Here is a 23,761-nt window from a genome sequence, read left to right on the forward strand (position 1 = left end):
GGCGGGGGTCTGTGACGGTCAGGCGAGGTCGGCGGGCCCCTGTCCTTCGGGGGCGTCGTCGACGTAGCGCAGGTACGCGTCGAGGACGCGGTCGTCGGTCATGAGGCCGTGGGTGAACAGCTCCATCGCGGGCAGCATCATCCGGTCGCGGTACCGGTGGAGGACCCCCAGGACGTCGGTGGGGTCGTCCGGCGGGTGCAGCGTCATGTCCAGGAGCAGCGCTCCGAGGCCCTGCACGGTGAGGTAGCGGGCGCGTGCCTTCTCGTCGCGGCTGGGGCGCATGGAGCCGGCGGCGACCGCCTCGGCGATGTAGACCTCGGCGTCGGCCACGAAGTGCTCGACGAACTCCCGCGCGGGCGCTCCCCCGGCCTGCATGGTGCGCAGCGCGTACCCGACCAGCGGTGCGTACTCGTCCATCGACGCCAGCTGCAGGAGCAGGTCCTGCGCCCCGCCGGTCACGAGTGCCCGCTCCTTGCCCTCCCGGACGAGACGCAGCACGTGCGCATCGCACGCGGCGCGCAGCCCGTCCTTGGAGCCGAAGTGGTGGAGGATCAGCGCCGCACTCACGCCGGCGTCCTCGGCGACCGCCCGCAGCCCCACACCGAAGCCCTCCCGCGCGTACCGGGCGACCGCGGCGTCCCGGATGCGCGCGCGCGTCGTGAGGTCGGGGTTCGGCGCGAGGTCGTCCCGAGGCGTTGAACTCATGTTCAGTAGATTAAACGGTCGTTCACCGTGCCGCAAGGGGTGCGTCGACCACTCTTCCGTTGCGGTAGATTTGGCCTCATGAGGTCGACCGAGGGCACTGCGTGAGCGCCGCCCACAAGCAGATCGGCGAGGTGGCCGAACGCACGCGGTTGTCGCTGCGCACCATCCGCTACTACGAGGAGGTCGGGCTGGTCGTCCCGTCGGCACGCTCCCAGGGTGGCTTCCGGCTGTACTCCGAGGCCGACATCACCCGCCTGCAGCTCGTCCGCCGGATGAAGCCGCTGGACTTCTCCCTCGACGAGATGCGCGAGCTGCTCGAGACGATCGACGCGCTCGCCGACACCGCGACGCCCGCCCCGGAGCGCAGCACGCTGGTCGACCGGTTGGACACGTTCCGCATCGCCGTCGACGAGCGCTGCGCGAGCCTGCGGCAGCAGCTCGAGAACGCCCAGGCGTTCGCGGACGAGCTGCGCACCGAGCACGCACGCCACGAGGTCGGGACGGAACCGAAGCAGTGACCACCGATCCTCAGGACGTCGGACCTGCGCCTCGTCGCAGCATCGCCGTCATCTCCCACCCCGACGCGGGCAAGTCCACCCTCACCGAGGCGCTCGCGCTGCACTCGCGCGCCATCACGCGCGCAGGTGCGGTGCACGGCAAGGCCGGCCGCGGCGGGGTCGTGTCCGACTGGCAGGAGATCGAGCAGAAGCGCGGGATCTCGATCTCGTCGGCTGCCCTGCAGCTGCGCTACGGCGACACGGTGATCAACCTGCTCGACACGCCCGGGCACGCCGACTTCTCCGAGGACACGTACCGGGTCCTCACCGCGGTCGACTGCGCCGTCATGCTGCTGGACGCGGCGAAGGGCCTGGAGCCCCAGACCCTCAAGCTGTTCGAGGTCTGCCGCACGCGCGGCGTCCCGGTGCTGACCTTCGTCAACAAGTGGGACCGGCCCGGCAAGGACGCCCTGGAGCTCTGCGACGAGCTCGAGCAGCGGATCGGCCTGGTCGCGGCGCCCGTCACCTGGCCCGTCGGGGAGTCGGGCGACCTCCGCGGGCTGCTCGACCCCCGCACGGGGTCCGTGACGACGTACCACCGTGCCCCCGGTGGTGCCACCCTCGCGCAGGAGCAGCACCTCGCGCCCGACGAGGCGGTCGACGCCCTCGGTGACGACGTGACCGACGCGATCGACCAGGTGGGCCTGCTGCCCGCCCCCGACGTCGCGTCCTTCCTCGCCGGACGGACGACGCCCCTGCTGTTCGGCGTGGCGCTGACGAACATCGGCGTGCGCGAGCTCCTCGACGCCGTCCTGCGGTTCGCACCCGCGCCCGGCCCCCGCGCGACCGCCGACGGCGGCGAGCGCGCCGTCGACGAGCCGTTCAGCGCGGTGGTGTTCAAGGTGCAGGCCGGCATGGACCGCCAGCACCGCGACCAGGTCGCGTTCGTCCGCGTCGTGTCCGGGGTCTTCGAGCGCGGCATGCCGGTCGTGCACGCGCAGACCGGACGCTCCTTCGCCACCAAGCACGCGGCCACCGTCTTCGGACGCGACCGCGAGATCGTCGAGACGGCGTACCCCGGCGACGTCGTGGGACTCGTCAACGCCACCGCGCTGGCGGTCGGCGACACCCTGTACGACCCGGAGGGACCGCCGACGAGGTACCCGGCGATGCCCGCGTTCCCCCCTGAGCACTTCGTCACCGCGCGCGCTGCCGACCCCGGGCGCTCCAAGCAGTTCCGCAAGGGGATCGCCCAGCTCGCCCACGAGGGCGTCGTCCAGCTGCTGATCTCGCCCGACCGGGGCGACGGCGAGCCGATCCTCGGCGCCGTCGGACCCCTGCAGTTCGAGGTCGTCACGTTCCGCATGGAGCACGAGTTCGGTGCACCCGTCCGTACCCAGCCCTTGTCGTACGGCCTCGCCCGCCTCGCCACCGACGAGGACGTCACCGCCCTCGCCGGCGCCCGGGGCGTCGAGGTCGTCACCCGCACCGACGGCACCCGGCTCGCGCTCATGCGCGACCGCTGGGTGCTGCAGGCACTGCGGCGTGACCGCCCGACGCTCACCCTGCCCGAGCTGCTCGTGGGCGCCGCCTGACCGTCAGGACCCGTTCCGCGCACCGCTGCGCACCCGACCTTCCCGTGGCCGTGTCGGCCACCGCTGTGTAGAGGAGAAACATGAACCGAACACCTCAGAACCGGCTGCCCGCCCTGCCGCCGCGCGGCCTGCGCGTCACGCCGCTGGGCGGCCTGGGCGAGATCGGACGGAACATGACCGTCCTGGAGCACGCCGGACGCCTGCTCGTCATCGACTGCGGCGTGCTGTTCCCGGAGGAGGACCACCCCGGGGTCGACGTGATCCTCCCCGACTTCGCCTCCCTCGCCGACCGGTGGCAGGACATCGACGCCGTCGTGCTCACGCACGGGCACGAGGACCACATCGGCGGCGTGCCGTACCTGCTGCGCGAGCGCCGGGACATCCCCGTCATCGGGTCGCGGCTCACGCTCGCGTTCCTCACCGCCAAGCTCACCGAGCACCGGATCACCCCGGCGACCGTCGAGGTCGCCGCCGGCGACCGCCTCACGATCGGTGCCTTCGACCTCGAGTTCGTGGCGGTCAACCACTCGATCCCCGACGGCCTGGCCGTCGCGGTGCGCACGCAGGCCGGCATGCTCGTGAACACGGGCGACTTCAAGATGGACCAGTTCCCCCTCGACGGGCGCCTGACCGACGTCCGCCACCTGGCCCGGCTGTCCGACGAGGGCATCGACATGTTCCTCGTCGACTCCACCAACGCCGAGGTCCCCGGGTTCACGATCTCCGAGCGTGACCTGACGCCCGCGATCGGCGAGGTGTTCGCCTCGACGAAGCGCCGCGTGGTCGTCTCCAGCTTCGCCAGCCACGTGCACCGCATCCAGCAGGTCGTGGACGCCGCCGTCGCGCACGGCCGCAAGGTCGGGTTCGTCGGACGCTCGATGGTGCGCAACATGAAGATCGCGCAGGACCTGGGCTACCTGACGATCCCCGACGGCGTCGTCGTGGACCCCAAGGAGCTCGAGCGCATGCCCGACCACAAGGTCGCCTACGTGTGCACGGGCTCCCAGGGCGAGCCGCTCGCGGCGCTGTCCCGCATGGCGCGCGGTGAGCACCAGATCGAGGTGGGCGAGGGCGACACGGTGCTGCTCGCGTCGTCGCTGATCCCGGGCAACGAGACCGCGATCTACCACGTGATCAACCGGCTGACGGACCGCGGCGCGCGCGTCGTGCACAAGGGCAACGCCCGGGTGCACGTCTCCGGGCACGCCAGCGCCGGCGAGCTGGTCTACCTGTACAACGTGCTGCGCCCGCGCATCGTCATGCCGATCCACGGCGAGTCCAAGCACCTGCGCGCGAACGCGGACCTCGCGCTGCGCACCGGCATGGCACCCGAGAACGTCCTGGTGGTGCGCGACGGCGACGTCATCGACCTCGTCGACGGGCGCGCGAAGGTCGTCGGCCGGGTCCCCGCGGCCGAGGTCTTCGTCGAGGACGGCGTGGTCGGGCGCACCGACGAGAAGCTGCTCGCGCAGCGCCGCGAGCTGCGCGACGGCGGCGTCGTGACGGTCGTGGCGGTCGTCGACTCCGACGCCGCCACCCTGGCCGAGCCGGTCGAGCTGCTCTCGACCGGTGTCGCGCACGCCGCGGACGCGCAGGCGTCCGTGGACAAGGCGATCCGCACGGCGCTCGCCCAGGCACCCGCGAGCACCTACGCCGACGCCGACGCCCTCGACGCCCTGGTGCGCCGTGCGGCGGAGCGCGTCCTGCGGCGGCGCGGTGGCCCGCAGCCCGTGGTCGTCGCGGTGACCGTCGAGTCCTGACGCGTGCGCGGACGGGCTCCCCGACCTCGTCGGGGAGCCCGTCCGCGTGCCTGGGCTGTGCGGGTCCGGCGGCGGCCCGGCATGGGGCAGAGTGGGCACCATGCGACGCCGCCGGTTCGAGGAGCTCGACCACCAGGAGACACCGATCGGCGCGGTCAGCCTGCGGCGCCGTATCGACCCGCGGACCGACGAGGACGTCTTCGAGGTCAAGCTCGACGACGACTTCCTGATGTCCAGCATGTTCACGACGTCGGAGACCGAGCTCGCCCACGCCGCGCTCGCCCACGCCCCCGACCGCCCGCTCGACGTCGTCGTCGGGGGTCTCGGCCTGGGCTACACCGCGGCTGCCGTCCTCGACGACGAGCGGGTGCGCGAGCTCGTGGTGGTCGACGCGCTCGCCCCCGTGATCGGGTGGCACCGTGACGGGCTCGTCCCGCTCGGGCCGCGCCTCACCGGCGACCCGCGCTGCCGGCTCGTGCACCGCGACTTCTTCGGTCTCGTGCTCGGCACGGACGACGCCGACGACCCCGACGCCGCAGCGCTCTTCGACGTCGTCGCCGTCGACATCGACCACTCGCCGCGGCACCTCCTCCACGAGCGGCACGCGCCGTTCTACACCGACGAGGGCATCGGGCGCGTCGTCGCGCGGCTGCGCCCGGGCGGCGTCTTCGCGCTCTGGTCCGACGACGCGCCCGACGACGAGTACCTCGCACGGCTCCGGCGCGCCATGCCCGACGCCCGTGCCCAGGTCGTCACGTTCCCCGACGCCACCCGGACCGGGGAGGCCACCAGCACCGTGTACGTCGCGTCGGTGCCGCAGCCCTAGCCCTCGCCTCCGCACCCGGCGTCGGTCACGACTCAGCCCACCACGACTCAGCCGACCGGGGCGACGTCGTGGTGGGCGCCCGCCGTGAACCCCGGACCCTCTCACGTCACGTCCTCGCGACAGCAGCTGCCGCTCCCCTGGCGCGGCAGCGCCGGTTGCGGCACCGTGGCCGCGCACCCCGTCGACCCACCGGAGGCCCCCATGACGAGCACCGTGACCGACCCGACCGTCGCCGCCTTCCTGGCGGCGACCAACGGCTCCGACGCCCGCGGACTCGAGGCGCTCTTCGCACCGGGCGCCGTCGTGACCGACAACGGCATCGAGTTCACCGACGCGGGCGCGATCGCGACGTGGATCGCGGACGACGTCGTGGGCTCGCACATCACCTTCGAGCCGGTCGAGTACACGGGCGGCGCCGTCCCGGTCCTGGTGGCCGACGGGGACGGGACCTTCCACGGCGGCGTGCGCGGGCCGTTCCGCTTCGAGCTGCGGTTCGTGCCGCAGGAGGGGCGGATCGCACGCCTCGACATCCGACCCCTGCACTGAGCAACGGCGCCGGGCAGCCGCGGCGCTCGGATCACACCCACAGGGGGCTCGGGACCCGTGGTCCTACGACCGACATCCTGGGTGGTGCGCGTCCGCCCCGTCACCGCCCACAGTCAGGACCGACGTTGAGCGAACCGGCCATCCCGGCACCGTCGACCGATCGCTCCTCGGGCCTCGTCGACGCGATCGACCAGATCGAGCGCCTCCGCTCGCGCGTAGAGGCGGCCGTCGCACGCCTCGGTGGCACCGTTACCCCCGCCGTGGGTCCGGGCTGACGACGCGGCTCGGCATCGCGCCACCGACGTGGGGCACCGAGGCGCTCGACTGCCGCCATGGATTCAAGGACCTCTGGCAGCACCGCTCCGGATTTGTGGCCTACACCCGCGGGTGGCCACCCTTCTGTGTCACCGTCGACTGGGTGGCGGCAGCGCTGCTTGTCGTCGCCCTCGCCGCAGGGACTCCCCTGCGCTGACCCTGCACGGTCGTAGCCCGTCATGACCACCGACAAGCTCGCTACGAGCACAGCTGGGTGACGAGGCCGCGGCGACGATCGGGAAGTCGCCGACCGAAAGTGACCAGGGTCGGTGCCGACCCTTCGAAGGCCGACGCCGACGCCGGCGAGAGACACCCGAGGTCCTGGTCCGAGAGTCAGGCAGCCGCGTCGCGTCGGCAAGCGAAGGCGCCGCCGACAACCGGGGGAAACGTCCGACTTTCGGCACGGCCGGATCGGTGAGGCACCGACCGTCCCAGGTCCCGTGCGTGCTTGCGTGCGTGCATGTAATAGCCCTCCGGGAATGCCACTCAGGGCGGTGGATCGCTTCGGACCAAACATCTCCGCTGTGCAGGAGGTCGAATTCGCCCGCTTCAGGCTCCCGGTTGTTCAAGCGACGTTGGTGGCCGGGACGAGGGTGGGATCGGGTCCTGCGTCGATGATCTGCTTGAGCAGATCGAGGCCGGGACGGTCTACAGATCGGTTGTTGGCGTTGAGGATGACGATTGCGGCGTCGTGTTCAGGCGCTATTGCCAGCAGACTGCGATAGCCGCCGGTGCCACCGTTGTGGAACATGACCGGATACTGGCTGCGGGGCAGGTTGGTTCCGATCCACCCGGGATGGATTGCGGCTCTCGCGTTGACGCGGTGCGCGGTGGCGCGATTTAGAGCGATGGCTTCGGCGAGTGCCTCCGGTGCGGGGCCGAGGTGGGCCTGCGCGAACTTGAGCAGATCGGGAACCGTGGAGTGCAGGCCGCCGGCACCCGCAAGGGCGGCCAGGTGCCAGGGTGGGCGTGGTCGTCCCGTGCGGGAATGGCCCGGGGCCAGCTGGGCTAAGCCTTCGGGGTCCAGACCCACGCGGGTGTCGCTCATGCCCAAGGGCCGGCAGATCTCGTCCTGAACCAACGTGTCGTAGTCATTGCCGGTCCGGCGTGCAAGGACGAGTCCCAGCAAGCCGGCACCGAGGTTGGAGTAGTGAAAGCGAGCGCCCGGCACCGATCGCAGACGGGTGCGCCGCAATCCGTCCATCAGGAGTTCCCCTGTACAGCCGGCGTACGGGTCGGATCGAAACAGGCCCCGGGCCAGGAGTCCCTTCGGCAGGCTTGGAAGACCAGAAGTGTGGCAGGCCAAGTGCCTCAGCCTGATGACTTCACCGCCGCGGTCCGGAGCCTTGATGTCGCGAGGTAGGAGGTCGTTCAGCGGTTGGTCCAGCTCGACGACACCGCGCACGACGAGTTGGGCCAAGGCAAGCGCGGTGAACGTCTTGGTAACGGAACCGATCTCAAACGACGTGCCGGGATCTGCGCCGTGCACTGCGGAGTGCCCGCGGTGCAGGGCGCCCACCATGACGACACCACGCTGCTTGGCGCCGAGTCGATCCGCTGTTCGTCCTGCCAGATCGTCGAGGAGCGAGTTCGTCATCGTCATGCCTCCGACCGGCCGAACAGGCGCCGGCCGCCGTACTTCTTGTGAACGGCCTGCTTCGACACGCCCAGCGCCTCGGCAATCTGCGTCCACGTGGTCCCTGACACGCGGGCGCGGTGCACCAGGACCTCTTCGTGTCCTTCCAGTCGGCGGCGCAGCGCGGTGGTCTCGCGCAGTGCTTGGAGCGGATCGCTGTTCCCGGTGATACGGGCAAGGTCAACATCGGTCATGAAGTCAACCGTAGTTGACTTTCGGGAAGACGGTCAACTCATGTTGACGCCCACCCGACGATCCGGGCGGGTTGGCGCAGCGCGCGCGGATCGTGCTGCTCGCCGCGGACGGGCGTCAAACCGCGCGGTCGGGCGGATTGACCGCCGTGGCGAGCGCGTCGCCGGAGGTTGGGCAGCGGATCGCGGCGGAGCGGGCGACCGGCTAGACGTGCCCCGTTCCATCCGCGCGCGGCACCGCTGTCCGCCGTCCGCCAATCGGATGCCACGGAGGAGGCGCTCGAGCCGCCAAGCGCCGCTGGAGACCCCAGTCCTGGCGGTCTGGATCGGTCTGGCGCGGTCCCACAATGGGCTGAGAGCCCGCCGTTTGCCCACACCAACGCCAGAGGCCCTCCCGATCCGAAGATCGAAAGGGCCTCTGAACTGCTACTTCACAAGTAGCGGGGGCAGGATTTGAACCTGCGACCTCTGGGTTATGAGCCCAGCGAGCTACCGAGCTGCTCCACCCCGCGTCGGTGTCTTAACCATACGTCAGGTGTGCCGGGCGTCCAAATCGGTTCCCTGGTCAGGGGCCGTGACGGCCGTCACGGCGTCGGCGGGCGCGCCCGGACGGACCACCTCCGGACGCGGGCGCGCACGCTGCGCGATCACCACCCCGAGCACGACCACGAGCCCACCGACGGGCTCGTACCAGTGCAGCTGCTCGCCCAGCAGGACGATCCCGAGCAGGACACCGACCAGCGGCGTCAGGTACGTGACGGTGGACGCCCGCTGCGGGCCCCAGGCGTCGATGATGCGCGCCATCCACACGTACGCCAGACCGGTCCCGAGCGCCCCGAGCGCGACCATGGACAGGACCACAGGCCAGGTCAGGTGCACCGGTCCGGTCGCGACCAGGGGCGATGCGAGGGTCAGGAGCAGCGCACCTGCGCTCACCTGCCCGGCGGCCACGGTCTCCGGAGGCAGCCGCAGCGGCACGACGAACCGGCGCTGGTACGTCGTGCCCAGGCCGTAGCAGGCGGTCGCACCCAGGCACGCGAGCACGGCGGGCAGCGGCGCGGCCGTGGCCACGTCCGCGAGGTACGCCCACGGTCCCACCACGACGACGACGCCCATGCCACCCACGGCGAGCCCCACGCGCTGCACGGCCGTGAGCCGCTCGACGGGCAGCAGCACCGCGACGGCCGCCGCGGTCATGAGCGGCGTCGTCGCGTTGAAGATGCTCGACAGGCCGGACGCGAGGTGCTGGCCCGCCCACGCGAACAGCAGGTACGGGACGAGGCACAGCAGCACGCCCAGCACGGTCAGGTGCCCCCACGTGCGCCGGTCGCGCGGCCACGGCCGACGCGCCACGGCCATGACGACGACGAGCGTGAGCGCACCCAGCAGCAGTCGCGAGAGGGCGACCTGCGCAGGCGAGAGCCCGTCCAGCCCCACCTTCATGAACAGGAAGCTCGAGCCCCACACGAGCGCCCCGCCGAGGTACTGGGCGAGGACGCGGTTGTCAGCGGTCACGCCCCGAGGGTCCCTCACGGCACCGACATCGCGACAGCCGCAACACCGCCATCGACCGCCGGATCTGCGTCACACCGGGTCGGGCGGCCGTCGGCGCCGTCACACCGGCCCCGCCGCGCGCCGCGCCGACCGCACCCGGGCACGACGACACCCGCCGCACCGCGCCTCGAGGGCGGGTGGGCGGGCGTCGGGGGCGGTCAGCCCGCCAGTCGCTCCTCCGCGGCGATCGCGTCGGCGATCGCCTGGTCGAGGCGGTCCTGCGCCTCGCCGTACGCGGCGAAGTCCTGCTCCGCGAGCGCCTCCTGGCCGTCGGCGATCGCCTGGCGTGCGCGCTGCAGCGCCTCGTCCAGCGCCGTGCGGGCGTCCGGGTCGGCCGTCGCGCCGGCGTCGGGCGTGGCCGCGTCGGTCGGCGCCGGCGTGGCCGCGTCCGTCGGTTCGTCACCGGTGTCCTCCCCGCCGGTGTCCTCCCCACCCGGGGCGGGCACCGGTTCGGCCCCGGCGTCCCCGGCGTCCGCACCGGAGTCACCGCCGAACACCTGGTCGAGCGCACCGTCGAGCGTCTCGGCGAACCCGATCTCGTCACCGAACGAGACCAGCACGCGCTGCAGCAGGGGGAACGTCGTCCCGCTGGCCGCCTGCACGTACACGGGCTGCACGTACAGCAGACCGCCGCCCACCGGCAGCGTCAGCAGGTTGCCGCGCCGCACCGTGGAGTCACCGCGCTGCAGGATGTTCAGCTCGTTGGACACCCGCGGGTCGGCCGTGAAGTTGGCGCTGGCCTGGCCGGGCCCGGGCACGGTGGAGTCGCGTGGCAGCTCGAGCAGGCGCATCTTGCCGTACGTCTCGGAGACCTCGCCCGGCGTGTTGCCGGCCTCGGCGTCCACCGCGAGGTACCCGGTGAGGACGTTGCGGGCGTTGCCGCCCCCCGGGATGAACGTCGACATCAGCGAGAACGTCGCCTCGTCCTCCCCCGGCATCTGCAACGTCAGGTAGTACGGCGGCTGCGGCACGTCGGAGTTGGTCGCCGTCGGGTCGCCCGGGTTCTGCCAGAAGTCGTTCCCGGAGAAGAAGCCCGCCGCGTTGGTGACGTGGTACTGCCCCAGCAGCGCCCGCTGGACCTTGAACAGGTCCTCCGGGTACCGGATGTGGCTCATGAGGTCGCCCGAGATCTCGGACATCGGCTGCAGCGACGTCGGGAAGACCTTCGTCCACGCCTGCAGGATCGGGTCCTCGGTGTCCCACGCGTACAGGTCGACCGAGCCGTCGTAGGCGTCCACCGTGGCCTTCACCGAGTTGCGGATGTAGTTGACCTGCTTGGGCAGCAGCGCCTGCACGGTGCTGCTGCGCTCGGTGAGCGAGTCCGTCGTCGCGTCCTCGAGCGAGCGGACGGCGGCGTACGGGTACTGGTCCGACGTCGTGTAGCCGTCGATGATCCACTTGACGCGACCGTCCACGACGGCCGGGTACACGCGACCGTCGAGGTCGAGGTACGGCGCGATCTTCGCGACACGGTCCCGCGGGTCCCGGTCGTAGAGGATCTGCGAGCTCTCGTTCACGCGCTCGGAGAACAGGATCTGCTCGTCGCCGAACTTCAGCGCGTACAGGGCCTTGTTCCACAGCCCGCCGACCGACGGGCCGGCGGAGTCCTCCTCCGTCGGGAAGCGGTACGGCACCGACCCGGTGCCCGTGTCGTCGTCCGGGTAGTCGAACTCCCAGCCGTCCGTGCCCTCGGGCCCGCCGACGATCGAGTACTCGGGCGACGACTGACCGAAGTAGATGCGCGGCTCGTACTCGCCCAGCGCGCCCTGCGAGGGGATGCCGCCCTCCCAGAAGGCGGGCGCGCCACGCGCGCCGCGCGTGTTGCCGTACGCGGCCACGACACCGAACCCGTGGGTGTACACCGTGGTGTCGTTGGTCCAGTTGCGCTGCCCCGCGTTGAGGCCGTCGAGGTCGAGCTCGCGGACCGCGATGACCGTGTCACGGCTCTCGCCGTCGATCATGTAGCGGTCGACCGACAGCGAGTCGGGGAAGTCGTAGAACCCGCGGATCTGCTGCAGCTGCTTGAACGACGGCGAGACGATGTTGGGGTCGAGCAGCCGGATGGACGCGGTGGTCTCGGCGTTCTCGCGCAGCGCACCGGGCTCGGCCGTGACGTTCGCGTCGTACTCGCTGATCTCGACGTCGTCGAGGTCGTAGGCCGCCAGCGTGGCGTCGATGTTGCGCTGGATGTACTCCGACTCCGCGTCCTGCTGGTTCGGCTGCACCTGGAACCGCTGCACGATCGCGGGGTACACGCCACCGACGACGATCGCCGCGACGACCATGAGGCCGACGCCGATCGCCGGCAGGCGCCAGTTGCCGCTGAACGCGGTCGCGACGAACGCGGCTGCGACGACCACGGCCGCGACGGCCAGGATCGCCTTCGACGGGATCACCGCGTGCACGTCGGTGAAGCCGGCGCCCTGCCAGCGCTGCTCACCGGTCTGCTGCTTCGTGAGGATCGAGTACCGGTCGAGCCAGTAGCTGGCGGCGACGAGCAGCAGCACGAGCGCGCCCAGCACCGACAGGTGCACGCGCGCGGCGCGCGTCGTCCGCGGACCGCCCGCACCGCCACCGATCCGCAGGCCGCCGTACAGGTAGTGCGTGGCGACGGCCGCCACCGTCGAGAGCACCAGGACCGCCATGAGGAACGACACGACGAACCGCAGACCCGGCAGCGTGAACAGGTAGAAGCCCAGGTCGACACCCCACTGCGGGTCCTTCACGCCGACCGGCTCGCCCTTGAGCCAGAGCTGGACGGTGCTCCACTGCTGGGATGCCGCACCGCCCGCGAACAGGCCGAGGACGACCGGGCCGACCACGAGGACGAGCCGGCGCAACGGCTCGATGGCCTCGCGGTACTGGTCCAGGTTGGCCTGCTCCTGCGTCGACGGCGCGTAGACCGGACGGGCGCGGTAGCCGTAGTTGAGCGAGAAGCCGACGCCCGCGGCCATGACCGCGAAGCCGGCCACGAACAGCAGGCCGCGCGTCACCCACTCGGTGCGCAGGACCTCGGTGAACCCGAGCTGCGAGTACCAGAGCACCTCGGTCCAGACCTGCGCGAGGACCAGGAGCAGCACGACGAGCACGGCGAGCGTGATCAGTGTCGGGACCAGGGGGCCGCGGCGGCGAGGCGCGACAGGTCGAGGGCGGGGCGGGGAGGCGAAGGTCACAGCGTTGCGGTCCTCGATGTTGGGCGGGCGGCTGGGGCGCGACACGCGCCTGACCAGACGAACGGGCGTGACGGCCCCCAGGTTCCCACACGGGTGGGACGATGGGGCGCGTGAGCACGAGCCCCACCCCGCCCCCGTCCCTCGACGCCGCACCCGAGGCACGCGCCCGCCGCGCCCTGGCCGACGCGGTCCGCGAGGTCGAGCACCACGTCGCCGCCGCCGGCTGGGACGCACCCGTGCGGGTGTTCGCCCTCGTGCGCACGCAGGAGGCGCTCGCGGCCGAGCCCGGCCTCGCCGACCAGCTCGCCCCCGAGGTCCTCGCGGCCGCGCTCGCCGACGACCAGCACCTGACCTCGGTCGAGCAGGAGGGGCTGCCCGCCGCCGACGACCTCGAGGCGCTGCTGGGCGGCCTGACGTGGCCGCCGACCGTCCACGGCGCCGCCGTGACCGTCGAGCGCGTCGTCCTGCCCCCGGGCGCCGAGGACGACCTGCCGAGCGACCCCGACGCGGCGGTCGCGGCGCTGCTGGCACACCCGCAACGTCAGGACGTGCGGCTCGCGGTGGCGGTGCTGCGCGGCGGCCCGTCGTGGTGCGCCGTCCGCACGCGCGCGCACGACAGCGACGACGCCGTCGGCGACGGGCCCGACCTGGTGCCCGGTCTGGTCGCGGCGGTGCGCGCCACGCTCGAGTGAGCGCAGCGGGTCAGCCGGCCGTGCAGGTCGGCAGGTCCTCGCCCTCGCCCGCACCGATCGCGACCATCGCCTCGCGGGCCTCGTGCAGCGTCGAGACCTCGACGACCCGCAGTCCGTCGGGCACGTGGCCGACGACCTCGTCGCAGTTGTCCGACGGCGCCAGGAACCACTCCGCCCCGTCGCGCACCGCGCCCGCCAGCTTCTGGCGGATCCCGCCGATCGGGCCGACCGCGCCGGTCACGTCGATCGTGCCCGTCCCGGCGATCACCTGACCGTTCGCCTCGTCCTCCGGCGTCAGCAGGTCGACCAGCCCGAGCGCGAACATCGTCCCGGCACTGGGCCCGCCGATGCCCTCGATGTTGATGCTCACGTCGACCGGCATGTCGAACGACGGGTCGATGAACACCCCGATCTGGGCGCCGCCGCCCTCGCGCTCGCCAGTCACCACGGGCACGTCCACGGTGCGCGAGTGGCGCGTGACCGTCAACGTCACCGTGTCGCCGGGCTCGACCTCCGCGAGGCGGGCCACCAGCGACTGGTAGTCCGGCAGCGCCTCGCCGTCCATCGCGGTCAGGACGTCGCCCTCCTCGAGCTTGCCCTCGGCGTCCGTCCCCTCGACCGTCCCGGCGACCACGAGCGTGGCCGGGACCTCGAGGCCGAGCTCCGTCAGCGCCGCCACGGCCGCGTTCTCCTGCGAGGAGACCATGAGCCCGGCGTTGGACTCCTCGATCTCCTCGCGCGAGGCGTCCTGCGGGTAGACGTCCTCCACGGGCCGCACCACGGACGCCGGCGAGAGCCAGCCGCGCAGCACGTTGAGCAGGTACGCGGGGTACCCCGGGCCGCCGACGCCGGAGATGGTCGTCAGCCGCAGCTCGCCCGTCGAGGGGTACGTCGACGCTCCCTCGACCTCGATGAGGGGCTCGCCGTCGACCTCGCCCAGCACGTCCGTCGTGGGACCGGGACCGTTGACCGCGTAGGGCGCGGGCATCACCGCGAGCACGCCCACGAGGACGGCCGCGGCGAGCATGCCGAACGACTGGACCACGGCACGCGGCGTGGGGCGGGGCTGCGGGGACCCGTGGTCGGGTTCGACCGCGTCCTGCGCGGCGTCGCGCGGGCGCAGGTCGTCGGCGGGGTCGTCCGTCGGCAGGTCGTCGAGCACGGGAACGATCATCCCCCACCGGCACGGACCGACGACGCACGACGCGTGTGCGCCCAGAGCGAACCGTGGCCCCGTGCAGGTTCGGCCGCGTCGGGACGTGGTTACCGTGGTGCTCCCCCGGCCACCCAGGAGGCCCGCATGACCCCCGACGTCCCTGCCGCCGCCGACGGCCCCGGCGGAGCACCGCAGTGGGAGCAGATGCTCCGTGCGATGCTCGGCCCCGCGGCCGACGACGCGATCCGCGAGATGCGCGAGATGGGCGTGGACCCGGCCGCCATGGCTGCCGCGTCGGGCCTGCCCACGGACCCGGTCGCGCTGCAGCAGGCGCTCGCTCAGATGCAGCAGCTGCTCGCCAGCTCCGGCGACGAGAGCGTGAACTGGCAGATGGCCCACGACCTCGCGCGCCAGCAGGCAGCGGTGGGCGGTGACCCCGCGCTCTCGCCGGGCCGCGTCAAGGACGTGCGCGACGCGCTGTCGGTCGCGGAGCTGTGGCTCGACGCCGCGACGGACCTCCCGCCGGCTGTCGGAACGTCGCACGCCTGGAGCCGCGCCGAGTGGGTGGAGGCGACCCTGCCGACGTGGCGGACGCTGACCGAGCCGGTCGCGTCGTCCCTGTCGGCGGCGCTGGCCGACGCGCTCGGCCCGGCGATCGGCGAGATGGGCGAGCGGTTCCCCGACGGGCCGCCCGCGGGTGGCCTCGGGGGCGACCCCACGCAGATGCTGCGCGGCCTGGGCTCCGCGGTCTTCGGGCTGCAGGTCGGGCAGGCTGCCGGCACGCTCGCGCGCGAGGTGTTCGGCACCACCGACATCGGTCTGCCGCTGCTCGAGCGTCCGGTGCCCGCGCTCGTGGCTGCCAACGTCGACGCGTTCGCCGAGGGCCTCGACGCGCCCGTCGAGGAGGTCCGGCTGTACCTCGCGCTGCGCGAGGCGGCCGCGAGCCGGTTGTTCGCCCACGTGCCGTGGCTGCGCGCGCACCTGCTCGACGCGGTCGCGGAGTACGCCCGCGGCATCGCGATCGACGTGGACCACCTCGAGGAGGCCGTGTCGGCGATCGACCCCACGGACCCTGCGGCGCTGCAGGAGGCGCTGTCCGGCGGCGTGTTCGCCCCTCAGACGACGCCCGCGCAGCAGGCGGCGCTCGCGCGGCTCGAGCACGCGCTCGCGCTGGTCGAGGGCTGGGTCGACGAGGTCGCCACGACCGCCGCGGCGCCGCACCTGCCGCACGCGCCGGCGCTGCGCGAGATGGTGCGTCGCCGGCGTGCCGCGGGCGGTCCCGCCGAGCAGACGTTCGCGAGCCTCGTCGGGCTCGAGCTGCGCCCCCGGCGGCTGCGCGACGCGGCGACCGTCTGGGCGCACCTGACCAGCACGCGCGACGTCTCCGGGCGTGACGCCGTGTGGGCGCACCCCGACCTGGTCCCCACCTCCGAGGACCTCGACGACCCCAGCGGCTACGACGCGCGTCGCCGGGCCGAGGTGGACGAGTCCGCCGACCTGGACCGTGCGCTCGCGCAGATCCTCGACGCCGCGGAGACCCCCGGCGAGGACGACGGCACGAGCCCCGCCTAGAGCCCGTCGACCTGGAGCCCGTCGACCCGGAGCCCGTCGACGGGCGTGTCAGTGTCGTCGTCGACGGGCTCGTCGGGCACGTCGCCGTCCTCGGCACCGTCCCGCGCGAACGCGTACCCCTCGAGGAAGCCCCGGGCGCGCTGCGTGTGGGGATAGCTCGCGATCTCGGCCCAGAACGCCTCGCCGTGCCCGGGCTGGAGCAGGTGCGCGAGCTCGTGCAGGAGCACGTAGTCGAGGACCCACCGCGGCATGCCCTGCACCCTGTCGGAGATCCGGATGGTGCCCTCGGCCGGGGTGCAGGAGCCCCAGCGCCTGCCCTGGTTGGAGGACCACCGCACGCTCGTGGGCACCGCGCGCCCGGCCAGGTACCGCCGGGAGAGCTCGGTCGCGCGCGCCACGAGCTGCGCGTCCGACGGTCGGCGGCGGCGCTCCTGCGCAGCCAGCCGCTCGACCATGCGGCCCACCCACTCGCGCTCCTGCGCCCGCGTGAACCGGGCCGGGATCGCCACGATCGTGCGGCCGCCCTCGCGCCACGCGCTGACGGTACGGGCGCGGCGCCGGGAGCGCCGCACCTCCACGACGGGCGGCTCAGCGGTGTCGTCGTGCGTCCCCGCCGCCGGCAGCGCCGAGCGCTCAGGACGTGCAGGGTCGCGCGGCGTCGCCTCGCGCGAAGTCGGCACTCTGGCACGCTAGCGCGCCCGCAGGGCCGGCGCTGCGGCGACACCCCGCTTCACCCGCCTGCGCCGCACGACGCGGCGCGGACGGCCGGTGGGCACGCGAGGCGCGCACTACTGTGTGACCGCACGGAGGCCGTCATGGTCCCTGCCCCGGGCGCGATGCCACCGCTCGGTGAGGAGCACGAGGAGGGACCACATGGCCGACACCTGGGCGGGCGAGTTCTACTGCGTGAAGTGCAAGGAGAAGCGGGAGACCGAGGGCGAGGTCGTCGTCTCGGAGTCCGGTCGACGGATGGCCAAGGCCGTGTGCCCGGTCTGCGGCACCAAGCTCAACCGGATCCTCGGCAAGGCCTGACACCTCGGGCCAGGGCGGGCCACGCGCCCGACCACGACCGACCACGAGGGCACCGTCGCGCGCGACGGTGCCCTCGTCGCGTCCGGGGCGCCCGCCGTGCGTCGCCCGGGATACGGCCTGTGGACGACGGCCGACGCGTCGCACCGCACGGTGCCATCGTGTCGCGATGAGCCGGCCGACCCGCGACGACGTGCTGCTGCGACCCGGGCTGCGTGTCCTGCCACGCGCGGACGACGAGGTGCAGGTGGGCACCGACCCGCGCTGGGCCGTGCGCCTCACGGGGCTCGCCCCGGCCGAGGCCGTGCTGTGGTCGCAGGTCGACGACACGACGGACCTCACGCGCCTGGCGGACAAGGCCCGTGCCGCGGGCCTCGACGCCGAGTTGGTCGCGGCGACCGTCGCCGAGCTGCGTCGGGCGGGGCTCACCCGTGCGCGGCCCGACGCGACCACGGCCGTCCACGGTCCGGCCGCTGCCGACGCCACCGCGTGGTCGCTCCTGCTGCCCGACGCCACGGGTGATGCCGTCGTCGCAGCGCGCGCCCGCGCCGTCGTCGGCGTCGTCGGCCTCGGCCCCACCGGGCTGGGGGTGGCCCGGCAGCTGGCCGTCGCCGGCGTCGGCGGCCTGCTGCTCGACGACGACGCCCCCGTGCGCTCGCCCGACGTCGCCGCCGGGACGCACCGGTGGGCGGACGTGGGGACGCCGCGCGTGGTGGCCGCACGCCGCCTGCTGCGCGAGGCGTCGCCCGGCGTGCGCACGGACGGCGACGGCGTCCCGGGGGTCGTCGTCGTCGTGGAGCACGAGGCCGCCGACCCCGTGCGCGCGGTGCGGCTCATGGGCGAGGACCTGCCGCACCTGTCGGTCGTCGTGCGCACGGCCGACGCGCTGGTCGGTCCGTTCGTGCGCCCCGGGACCGACCCGTGCCTGCGGTGCCTCGACCTGCACCGCACCGACGTCGACCGCGGCTGGCCCGCGGTACTGGGCGCGCTGACACGCGGCAGCCGTCCGGGGGCGACACCGCCCGGCGAGGTGGGGGTCCTCGCGGGGGCGTGCGCGGCCCTGGCCGCGGCGCAGGTGCTGGCCCTGCTCGCCGGGACGACGCCGTCGCTGTGCGGCGCGACCGTCGAGCTGGCCCTGCCGGACCTCGTCGCCCGCGAGCGACGCTGGGCGGTGCACCCCGCGTGCGGCTGCCGTCGGCTCCCGCGGTCCGCCGAGGCCGGGCCGCACGAGGGGTGACCTCGCGCGGCCCGGCGTCGGGGCCGGTCAGGCGGCGCTCGCGTCCTTCCGCGGCCGGCCACGGCCGCGCTTGGTGGCCACGATCACGCCACCGACGAAGACCTGCCCGCCCCACACGCCCCACGGCTCGGCGCGCTCGACGGCACCCGCGAGGCAGCCCTCGATGAGCGGGCACTCGCGGCACAGGGCCTTCGCCTGCTCCACATCGGCCTGGCGCTCCGCGAACCACAGCTCGGCGTCGTAGGACCGGCACGGGATGAGGTCCGCGACCATCCGGTCGAACTGGTCGTTCGTCGTGGCGGTGCTGCTGGTGGGCCAGGGGCCGGATCCGCCCTGGTTCACGTTGTCGAGCAGCGTCGTGAGCCGCACGATGTCCTCCTGGTGTCCTTGCGAGGGTGAGCTGTGGGTGCCGGATCGGGCCCGCTCTGCCCCCGGTGGAGACCGGAGATACGAGAGAGGCCGCGGATCCGAGTTCGGACTCCGCGGCCTGCCTGCGTGCTGAGGCTGGTGCTACGGAGTCCTGTGACCGAGATCGGTGCCGAACGTCACGGGGCGAGGACGGCGCGTGCGCCCGGACATGGGCACAGCGATCCCCTGGAAGGTGCCGCCGGTGGGTGCGAGGACGCGCGTGTACTCATGACGCCACGACGGCTTGACGATCGTGTTGATCTCCACGGTGCAGCACCTCCTCTCCAGGGTCGGGTCCCGCCTCTTCGGCAGCACCCCGCGAACAAGGACGTGACCACCCTAGGGCGGCCCGTCACGGCGTCACAAGCAATTAACGGAACTTCGTCCCGACGCCGCCGTCGGGTCGCCCGACGGGCTCGTCGGCGACCACCCGCAGCAGGTCGTCGCCGTACTCGCGCAGGCGCGTCTGGCCCAGGCCCTGCACGTACCGCAGGTCGGCCGGCTGCGTCGGCATCGCCGCCGCGACCGCCTCGAGCGCCACGTCCGGCAGCACGCGGAACGCGGGGACTCCGCGCTCGTCGGCCACCTGCGCGCGCCACTGCCGCAACCGGTCGAGCACCACCGGGTCGGCGGCCGCCGAGGCGCGGCCCCCCGCACCGCGGCGCGGTTCCTCGCCGGGCCACAGCCCGGCGAGGAACCGCGAGCGCGAGCGCGAGGCGCGCGACCCGGGGGTGCGCGCCGCGGCGTACGACATCTCCAGGTGGCGACGCGCACGCGTCACGCCGACGTACAGCAGGCGCCGCTCCTCGGACACGGCGGCCTCGGTCTGCGCGAGCGAGATCGGGAGGAGCCCGTCGGACAGGCCCGCGAGGAAGACCGCGTCCCACTCCAGACCCTTCGCGGCGTGCAGGGACGCGAGCGTCACGCCGTCGACCGTCGGGGCGTGCTGGGCCGACGCGCGGTCGTCGAGCTCCGCCACGAGGTCCGGGAGCGTCGCCTCGGCGCGCAGCGCGACCATGTCGTCGGCGAGGCCGACGAGCGCCTGCATCGCGTCCCACCGCTCGCGCGCCGCACCGCGTGCGGACGGGGGCTGCGGCGACCAGCCGACGGAGGTGAGGATGTCGCGCACGGTCTGCCCGAGGGGGACGTCCCGGTCGGCGGACCGCGCGCCGCCGCGGAGCAGGACGAGCGCGTCACGCACGTCGCGGCGGGCGAAGAAGCGTGTGCCGCCGCGCACCTGGTACCCGACACCGGCGGCTGCCAGCGCCTGCTCGAAGGCCTCCGACTGCACGTTGGTGCGGTACAGGACCGCGATCTCGCTCGCCGGGACGCCGGCCGCGACGAGCCGCGCGGCGCGCGCAGCGATGCCGGCCGCCTCCGCGTCGTCGTCGTCGTACGCGGTGAACCGCACCTGGGGGCCGTCGGGCTGCTGCGCGACCAGGTGCAGCGGCACGGGGTCACCCGGCCGGCGCGTGGCCGTCAGCACGCGGTTCGCCAGCGAGACGACCTGAGGGGTCGAGCGGTAGTCCCGCACCAGGCGCACGACCTGGGCGCCCGGGTGCTTCGAGGCGAAAGTCAGCAGGTGGTGGGGCGACGCGCCGGCGAACGAGTAGATCGTCTGGCTGGGGTCCCCCACGACGCACACGTCGTGCCGTCCCCCGAGCCACTGGTCCAGCAGGTACTGCTGCAGCGGGCTGACGTCCTGGTACTCGTCGACCACGAAGTGCCGGTACTGCGCCCGCACCTCGTCCGCGACCTCGCCACGCTGCGCGAGCATCGCGGCGAGCAGCAGGAGCACGTCCTCGAAGTCGATGACGCCCCGCTCGGTCTTGACGTCCTCGTACGCCGTCATGAGCCGGGCCACCGCCTGCGCGTCCTGGCCCGCCGGGGCCGGGCGTCGCACCGCCGCGGCCGCGCGCTCGTAGTCCTCCGCCGTGACGAGCGACACCTTGGACCACTCGATCTCGGCCGCGAGGTCGCGCACCGTGACGCGGTCGACCGCGACGCCCACCCGACGCCCGGCCTCCGCGACGAGCGTCGCCTTCTGTTCGGCGAGGCGCGGCGGCGCGCCGCCCACGACGCGGGGCCAGAAGTGGCCGAGCTGGCGCAGCGCGGCGGCGTGGAACGTGCGCGCCTGGACGCCGGAGGCACCGAGGTCCCGCAGCCGGACCCGCATCTCACCCGCCGCGCGGGCGGTGAACGTCACGGCCAGGACCGACGCCGGGCGGTAGACGCCGGTGCGCACGCCGTAGGCGATGCGGTGGGTGATCGCGCGGGTCTTGCCGGTGCCCGCACCTGCGAGCACGCAGACGGGACCCGTCAGGGCGGTCGCGACGGCGCGCTGCTCGGGGTCGAGCGCGTCGAGGAGGGAGTCGGCAGACATCGGGGACAGTCTCCCAGCCCCCACCGACAGCGCGTGCGAGGATCTGTGGAAGGCACGACAGCGAGCACCTGCGAGGAACCATGACGCCCCCCACCCCCGCCCCCGGCAGCGTGACGATGTACTCCACGACCTGGTGCGGGTACTGCCACCGGCTGCGCAAGCAGCTCGACTCGGTCGGCATCCCCTACGACGTGATCGACATCGAGCAGCAGCCCGACGCCGCGCAGTTCGTCGAGACCGTCAACGGCGGCAACCAGACCGTGCCGACCATCGTCTTCCCCGACGGGTCCGCCGCCACCAACCCGTCGCTCGCGCAGGTGCGCGAGCGCCTCGGGGTCTGACGGGCGGCACGGGTCGGACGGGCGGCACGGGTCGGACGGGCGGCGTGCCCGCGTCACGCTCCCGGGCGTGACCACCACTGCTCGACGAGCGCGCGTGCGATCGACGCGCCGCCCGGCAGCAGCACCTCGCCGGAGTCGACCGCGGCGGTCAGCTCGTCGCGCGTGAACCACCGGGCGTCGGCCATCTCGACGCCGTCGACCTCGACGTGCGTGCTCGTCGCGCGCGCCCGGAAGCCGAGCATGAGCGACGCGGGGAACGGCCACGGCTGGCTGCCCACGTACGCGACGTCGCCGACCAGGACGCCCGTCTCCTCGAGGACCTCACGCCGCACGGCCTGCTCTGCGGACTCGCCCGCCTCCACGAAGCCGGCGAGGGTCGACCAGCGTCCGGCGGGCCACGCGGCCGCGTGGCCGAGCAGGAGCCGGTCCGCGTCGTCGACGACGGCCATGATGACCGCCGGGTCGGTGCGCGGGTAGTGCTCGGACCCGTCGACGTCGCAGACCCGGGACCAGCCGGCTTGGGCGACGCGGGTCGGCGCGCCGCACCGGGGGCAGCGGGGGTGGCGGTCGTGCCACGCGTCCAGGGCGACCGCCGCCGTGGCCAGCCCCGCGTCGTGCGCGTCGAGCGACGCCCCCACGGCGCGCAGCGACGCCCAGCCCCCGGGCCCCGCCGGTCCGTCGGACAGGTGGACCAGGACGTCCGCCGGCTCGCCGCCCGCCGTCAGCGGGTGCTGGTCCGGCAGGCGCAGGGCCAGGACCCGCGTGCCGTCGTCCTGCTCGCCCAGCAGCAGCCAGGCGTCCGACGTGGGACCCGGCATCCCGGCGTCGGGGTCGCCCGCGGCGATCAGCGCACCGGCCGACGCGGGGTCGAGCCAGCGGACGCGCCCGTCGTCGGTGAGCAGCAGGCCCCCGTCGCGGACCGCCAGGACGCGTGTGCGCGGGTCGGCGAGCGCGTCGGCGACGACGTGCGGGACCTCGCGCAGGTGCGCCGCACGAGGCACCGTCGAACGCGCGAGCGGGAGGCCGGACAGGACGTGGTGGGTCACGCCCGCCACGCTACGCGGCCCGCCTCGGGCCCCGGCCGCGCCGTCGCGCGCCCGGCCGCCCCCCCCGGTCACCACCCGGCCACCGCAGGACGAACCGGACGCCGACACACCGCGCGTCGTGGCCGTGCGGCGAGCACTGGGACCTACGCTTGCGGTCGTGAACCGTTCGCCGCTCGCACTCGCCGCTCTCGCGACCGTCGCCGTCCCGGGTCTCGACGCGTACGACGTGCGGCGCCCCGTGCACCCGGGGGCGGACTTCGACGTGGCCGTGGTGGTCGACTCCGTGCGCCAGCGCTGGGTCGTGCGGGCACCGCAGCACCCGGCCGCCGGGGCCGCGCTCGAGGCCGAGGTCGCCCTGCTCGACGCGCTGGGCACGCTGGTCGACGACGGCCGGCTGCCGTTCGCGGTCCCGCGTCCCGTCGGCTTCGCGCACCTGCCGGAGGGTGGGCGCGCGAGCGTGCACCGCGAGCTTCCCGGCCGCGCCCTGCAGCTCGAGACGCTGCGTCCTGGACCGGGCCTCGCTGCGGCCGTGGGACGCGCCGTCGCCGCCATCCACGAGCTGCCGACCTCCGTCGTCGAGAACGTCGGGCTGCCCGTCTACGACGCCGCCGGGTACCGGGAGCGCCGGCAGGCGGAGGTCGACGAGGCCGCCCGGACCGGTCTGGTCCCGCCGTCGCTGCTGCGCCGCTGGGAGGAGCTGCTCGAGGACGTCGCGATGTGGCGCTTCCGCCCGACCGTCGTGCACGGCGACCTGTCGAGCAACCACCTGCTCGTGGCCGACGGCGCCGTGGCCGGCGTGCTCGGCTGGGGCTCGACGATGGTCGCCGATCCCGCCGACGACCTGTCGTGGTTGCTGGTCGCCGCACCGCACGACGCGGTCGACGCCATCCTCGAGGCCTACCTGCTGCGCCGCACCGAGCTGACGGACCCGCACCTCGCCGACCGCGCCCTGCTCGCGGGCGAGCTGGCGCTCGCGCGGTGGCTGCTGCACGGGGTCCGCGCGCACCGCCAGGACGTCGTCGACGACGCGGTGCAGATGCTCCGCGACCTCGAGGAGCACACCCTGGTCGACGAGGCCGCGGGCCAGTACACCTAGCGC

General features: G+C 73.7%; 21 protein-coding genes and 1 tRNA gene. 11 read left to right on the forward strand and 11 right to left on the reverse strand.

The features are described from left to right. Positions 1-18: 18 nt before the first annotated feature. Positions 19-705: a TetR/AcrR family transcriptional regulator gene (locus KKR89_RS12280; RefSeq protein WP_208195589.1), complete on the reverse strand. Its 687-nt coding sequence runs from the start codon at positions 703-705 to the stop codon at positions 19-21. A gap of 101 nt (positions 706-806) precedes the next feature. On the opposite strand from KKR89_RS12280, the gene KKR89_RS12285 reads away from it, so the two are divergent. The 5 genes from KKR89_RS12285 (at position 807) to KKR89_RS12305 (ending at position 5,929) form a co-directional block, all read left to right on the forward strand. Next, positions 807-1,223: a MerR family transcriptional regulator gene (locus KKR89_RS12285; protein WP_208195590.1), complete on the forward strand. Its 417-nt coding sequence runs from the start codon at positions 807-809 to the stop codon at positions 1,221-1,223. Next, entirely contained in the window at positions 1,220-2,797 is a 1,578-nt protein-coding gene (locus KKR89_RS12290) for a peptide chain release factor 3 (protein ID WP_208195591.1), read from the forward strand. The genes KKR89_RS12285 and KKR89_RS12290 overlap by 4 nt, the downstream gene beginning before the upstream one ends. A gap of 80 nt (positions 2,798-2,877) precedes the next feature. Continuing rightward, positions 2,878-4,557 (forward strand): ribonuclease J, encoded by a 1,680-nt coding sequence (locus KKR89_RS12295; protein ID WP_208195592.1) that lies wholly within the window; start codon positions 2,878-2,880, stop codon positions 4,555-4,557. Positions 4,558-4,657: 100 nt separating this feature from the next. After that, positions 4,658-5,383 (forward strand): spermidine synthase family protein, encoded by a 726-nt coding sequence (locus KKR89_RS12300; protein ID WP_208195593.1) that lies wholly within the window; start codon positions 4,658-4,660, stop codon positions 5,381-5,383. 201 nt (positions 5,384-5,584) lie between these two features. Then, on the forward strand, positions 5,585-5,929 hold the full coding sequence (locus KKR89_RS12305; RefSeq protein WP_208195594.1) for a hypothetical protein: 345 nt from the start codon (positions 5,585-5,587) through the stop codon (positions 5,927-5,929). A gap of 880 nt (positions 5,930-6,809) precedes the next feature. Here the strand turns inward: KKR89_RS12305 and KKR89_RS12310 are convergent. The 5 genes from KKR89_RS12310 to KKR89_RS12335 all read right to left on the reverse strand — a co-directional run bounded on the left by KKR89_RS12310 (position 6,810) and on the right by KKR89_RS12335 (position 12,798). After that, positions 6,810-7,847 carry a serine hydrolase domain-containing protein gene (locus KKR89_RS12310; protein WP_243882243.1) on the reverse strand — a complete coding sequence of 346 codons (1,038 nt, stop codon included), beginning with the start codon at positions 7,845-7,847 and terminating at the stop codon, positions 6,810-6,812. After that, a complete protein-coding gene (locus KKR89_RS12320) occupies positions 7,844-8,074 on the reverse strand; it encodes a helix-turn-helix domain-containing protein (RefSeq protein ID WP_208195597.1) in 231 nt (76 codons plus the stop codon). The genes KKR89_RS12310 and KKR89_RS12320 overlap by 4 nt, the downstream gene beginning before the upstream one ends. 435 nt (positions 8,075-8,509) lie before the next feature. Then, positions 8,510-8,583, reverse strand: a tRNA-Met gene (locus KKR89_RS12325). A gap of 19 nt (positions 8,584-8,602) precedes the next feature. Beyond that, positions 8,603-9,586, reverse strand: coding sequence for a DMT family transporter (locus KKR89_RS12330; protein ID WP_208195598.1), 984 nt, complete (start codon positions 9,584-9,586; stop codon positions 8,603-8,605). 197 nt (positions 9,587-9,783) lie between these two features. Further along, positions 9,784-12,798 (reverse strand): UPF0182 family membrane protein, encoded by a 3,015-nt coding sequence (locus tag KKR89_RS12335; protein WP_208195780.1) that lies wholly within the window; start codon positions 12,796-12,798, stop codon positions 9,784-9,786. Positions 12,799-12,899: 101 nt separating this feature from the next. Between KKR89_RS12335 and KKR89_RS12340 the strand changes: the two genes are divergently transcribed. After that, entirely contained in the window at positions 12,900-13,490 is a 591-nt protein-coding gene (locus tag KKR89_RS12340) for a PPA1309 family protein (protein ID WP_208195599.1), read from the forward strand. Positions 13,491-13,500: 10 nt separating this feature from the next. Here KKR89_RS12340 and KKR89_RS12345 read toward each other — a convergent pair whose 3' ends face one another. After that, a complete protein-coding gene (locus tag KKR89_RS12345) occupies positions 13,501-14,664 on the reverse strand; it encodes a YlbL family protein (RefSeq protein ID WP_208195600.1) in 1,164 nt (387 codons plus the stop codon). A gap of 126 nt (positions 14,665-14,790) precedes the next feature. Here KKR89_RS12345 and KKR89_RS12350 point away from each other — a divergent pair, with 126 nt between their 5' ends. Further along, the gene (locus KKR89_RS12350; RefSeq protein ID WP_208195601.1) at positions 14,791-16,218 is read left to right on the forward strand and encodes a zinc-dependent metalloprotease; all 1,428 of its coding nucleotides are present in this window, start codon (positions 14,791-14,793) and stop codon (positions 16,216-16,218) included. On the opposite strand, the gene KKR89_RS12355 is transcribed toward KKR89_RS12350, so the two are convergent. After that, complete coding sequence (locus KKR89_RS12355) at positions 16,215-16,841, reverse strand: M48 metallopeptidase family protein (RefSeq protein WP_208195781.1); 627 nt, start codon at positions 16,839-16,841, stop codon at positions 16,215-16,217. The two genes, KKR89_RS12350 and KKR89_RS12355, sit on opposite strands and share 4 nt — an antisense overlap. A 250-nt stretch (positions 16,842-17,091) precedes the next feature. On the opposite strand from KKR89_RS12355, the gene KKR89_RS12360 reads away from it, so the two are divergent. Then, positions 17,092-17,250 carry a DUF5679 domain-containing protein gene (locus tag KKR89_RS12360; RefSeq protein WP_013117687.1) on the forward strand — a complete coding sequence of 53 codons (159 nt, stop codon included), beginning with the start codon at positions 17,092-17,094 and terminating at the stop codon, positions 17,248-17,250. 166 nt (positions 17,251-17,416) lie between these two features. Continuing rightward, on the forward strand, positions 17,417-18,484 hold the full coding sequence (locus KKR89_RS12365; protein WP_208195602.1) for a TOMM precursor leader peptide-binding protein: 1,068 nt from the start codon (positions 17,417-17,419) through the stop codon (positions 18,482-18,484). 27 nt (positions 18,485-18,511) lie between these two features. Here the strand turns inward: KKR89_RS12365 and KKR89_RS12370 are convergent, their stop codons facing one another. Both KKR89_RS12370 and KKR89_RS12375 read right to left on the reverse strand, forming a co-directional pair. Further along, positions 18,512-18,853, reverse strand: coding sequence for a WhiB family transcriptional regulator (locus tag KKR89_RS12370; protein WP_307802209.1), 342 nt, complete (start codon positions 18,851-18,853; stop codon positions 18,512-18,514). Positions 18,854-19,262: 409 nt separating this feature from the next. Further along, positions 19,263-21,275, reverse strand: a complete 2,013-nt coding sequence (locus KKR89_RS12375) for an ATP-dependent helicase (RefSeq protein WP_208195604.1) — start codon at positions 21,273-21,275, stop codon at positions 19,263-19,265. Positions 21,276-21,355: 80 nt separating this feature from the next. Between KKR89_RS12375 and KKR89_RS12380 the strand changes: the two genes are divergently transcribed. Beyond that, positions 21,356-21,616 (forward strand): mycoredoxin, encoded by a 261-nt coding sequence (locus KKR89_RS12380; RefSeq protein ID WP_208195605.1) that lies wholly within the window; start codon positions 21,356-21,358, stop codon positions 21,614-21,616. 53 nt (positions 21,617-21,669) lie between these two features. On the opposite strand, the gene nudC is transcribed toward KKR89_RS12380, so the two are convergent. Continuing rightward, on the reverse strand, positions 21,670-22,671 hold the full coding sequence (gene nudC, locus KKR89_RS12385) for an NAD(+) diphosphatase (protein ID WP_208195606.1): 1,002 nt from the start codon (positions 22,669-22,671) through the stop codon (positions 21,670-21,672). A 148-nt stretch (positions 22,672-22,819) separates the two neighbouring features. Between nudC and KKR89_RS12390 the strand changes: the two genes are divergently transcribed. After that, a complete protein-coding gene (locus tag KKR89_RS12390; RefSeq protein ID WP_208195607.1) occupies positions 22,820-23,758 on the forward strand; it encodes a phosphotransferase in 939 nt (312 codons plus the stop codon). The last annotated feature ends 3 nt before the right edge of the window (positions 23,759-23,761 follow it).

Origin of the sequence: Cellulomonas dongxiuzhuiae (assembly GCF_018623035.1) — a bacterium.
In the GTDB taxonomy this organism is placed as follows: Bacteria; Actinomycetota; Actinomycetes; order Actinomycetales; family Cellulomonadaceae; genus Cellulomonas; species Cellulomonas dongxiuzhuiae.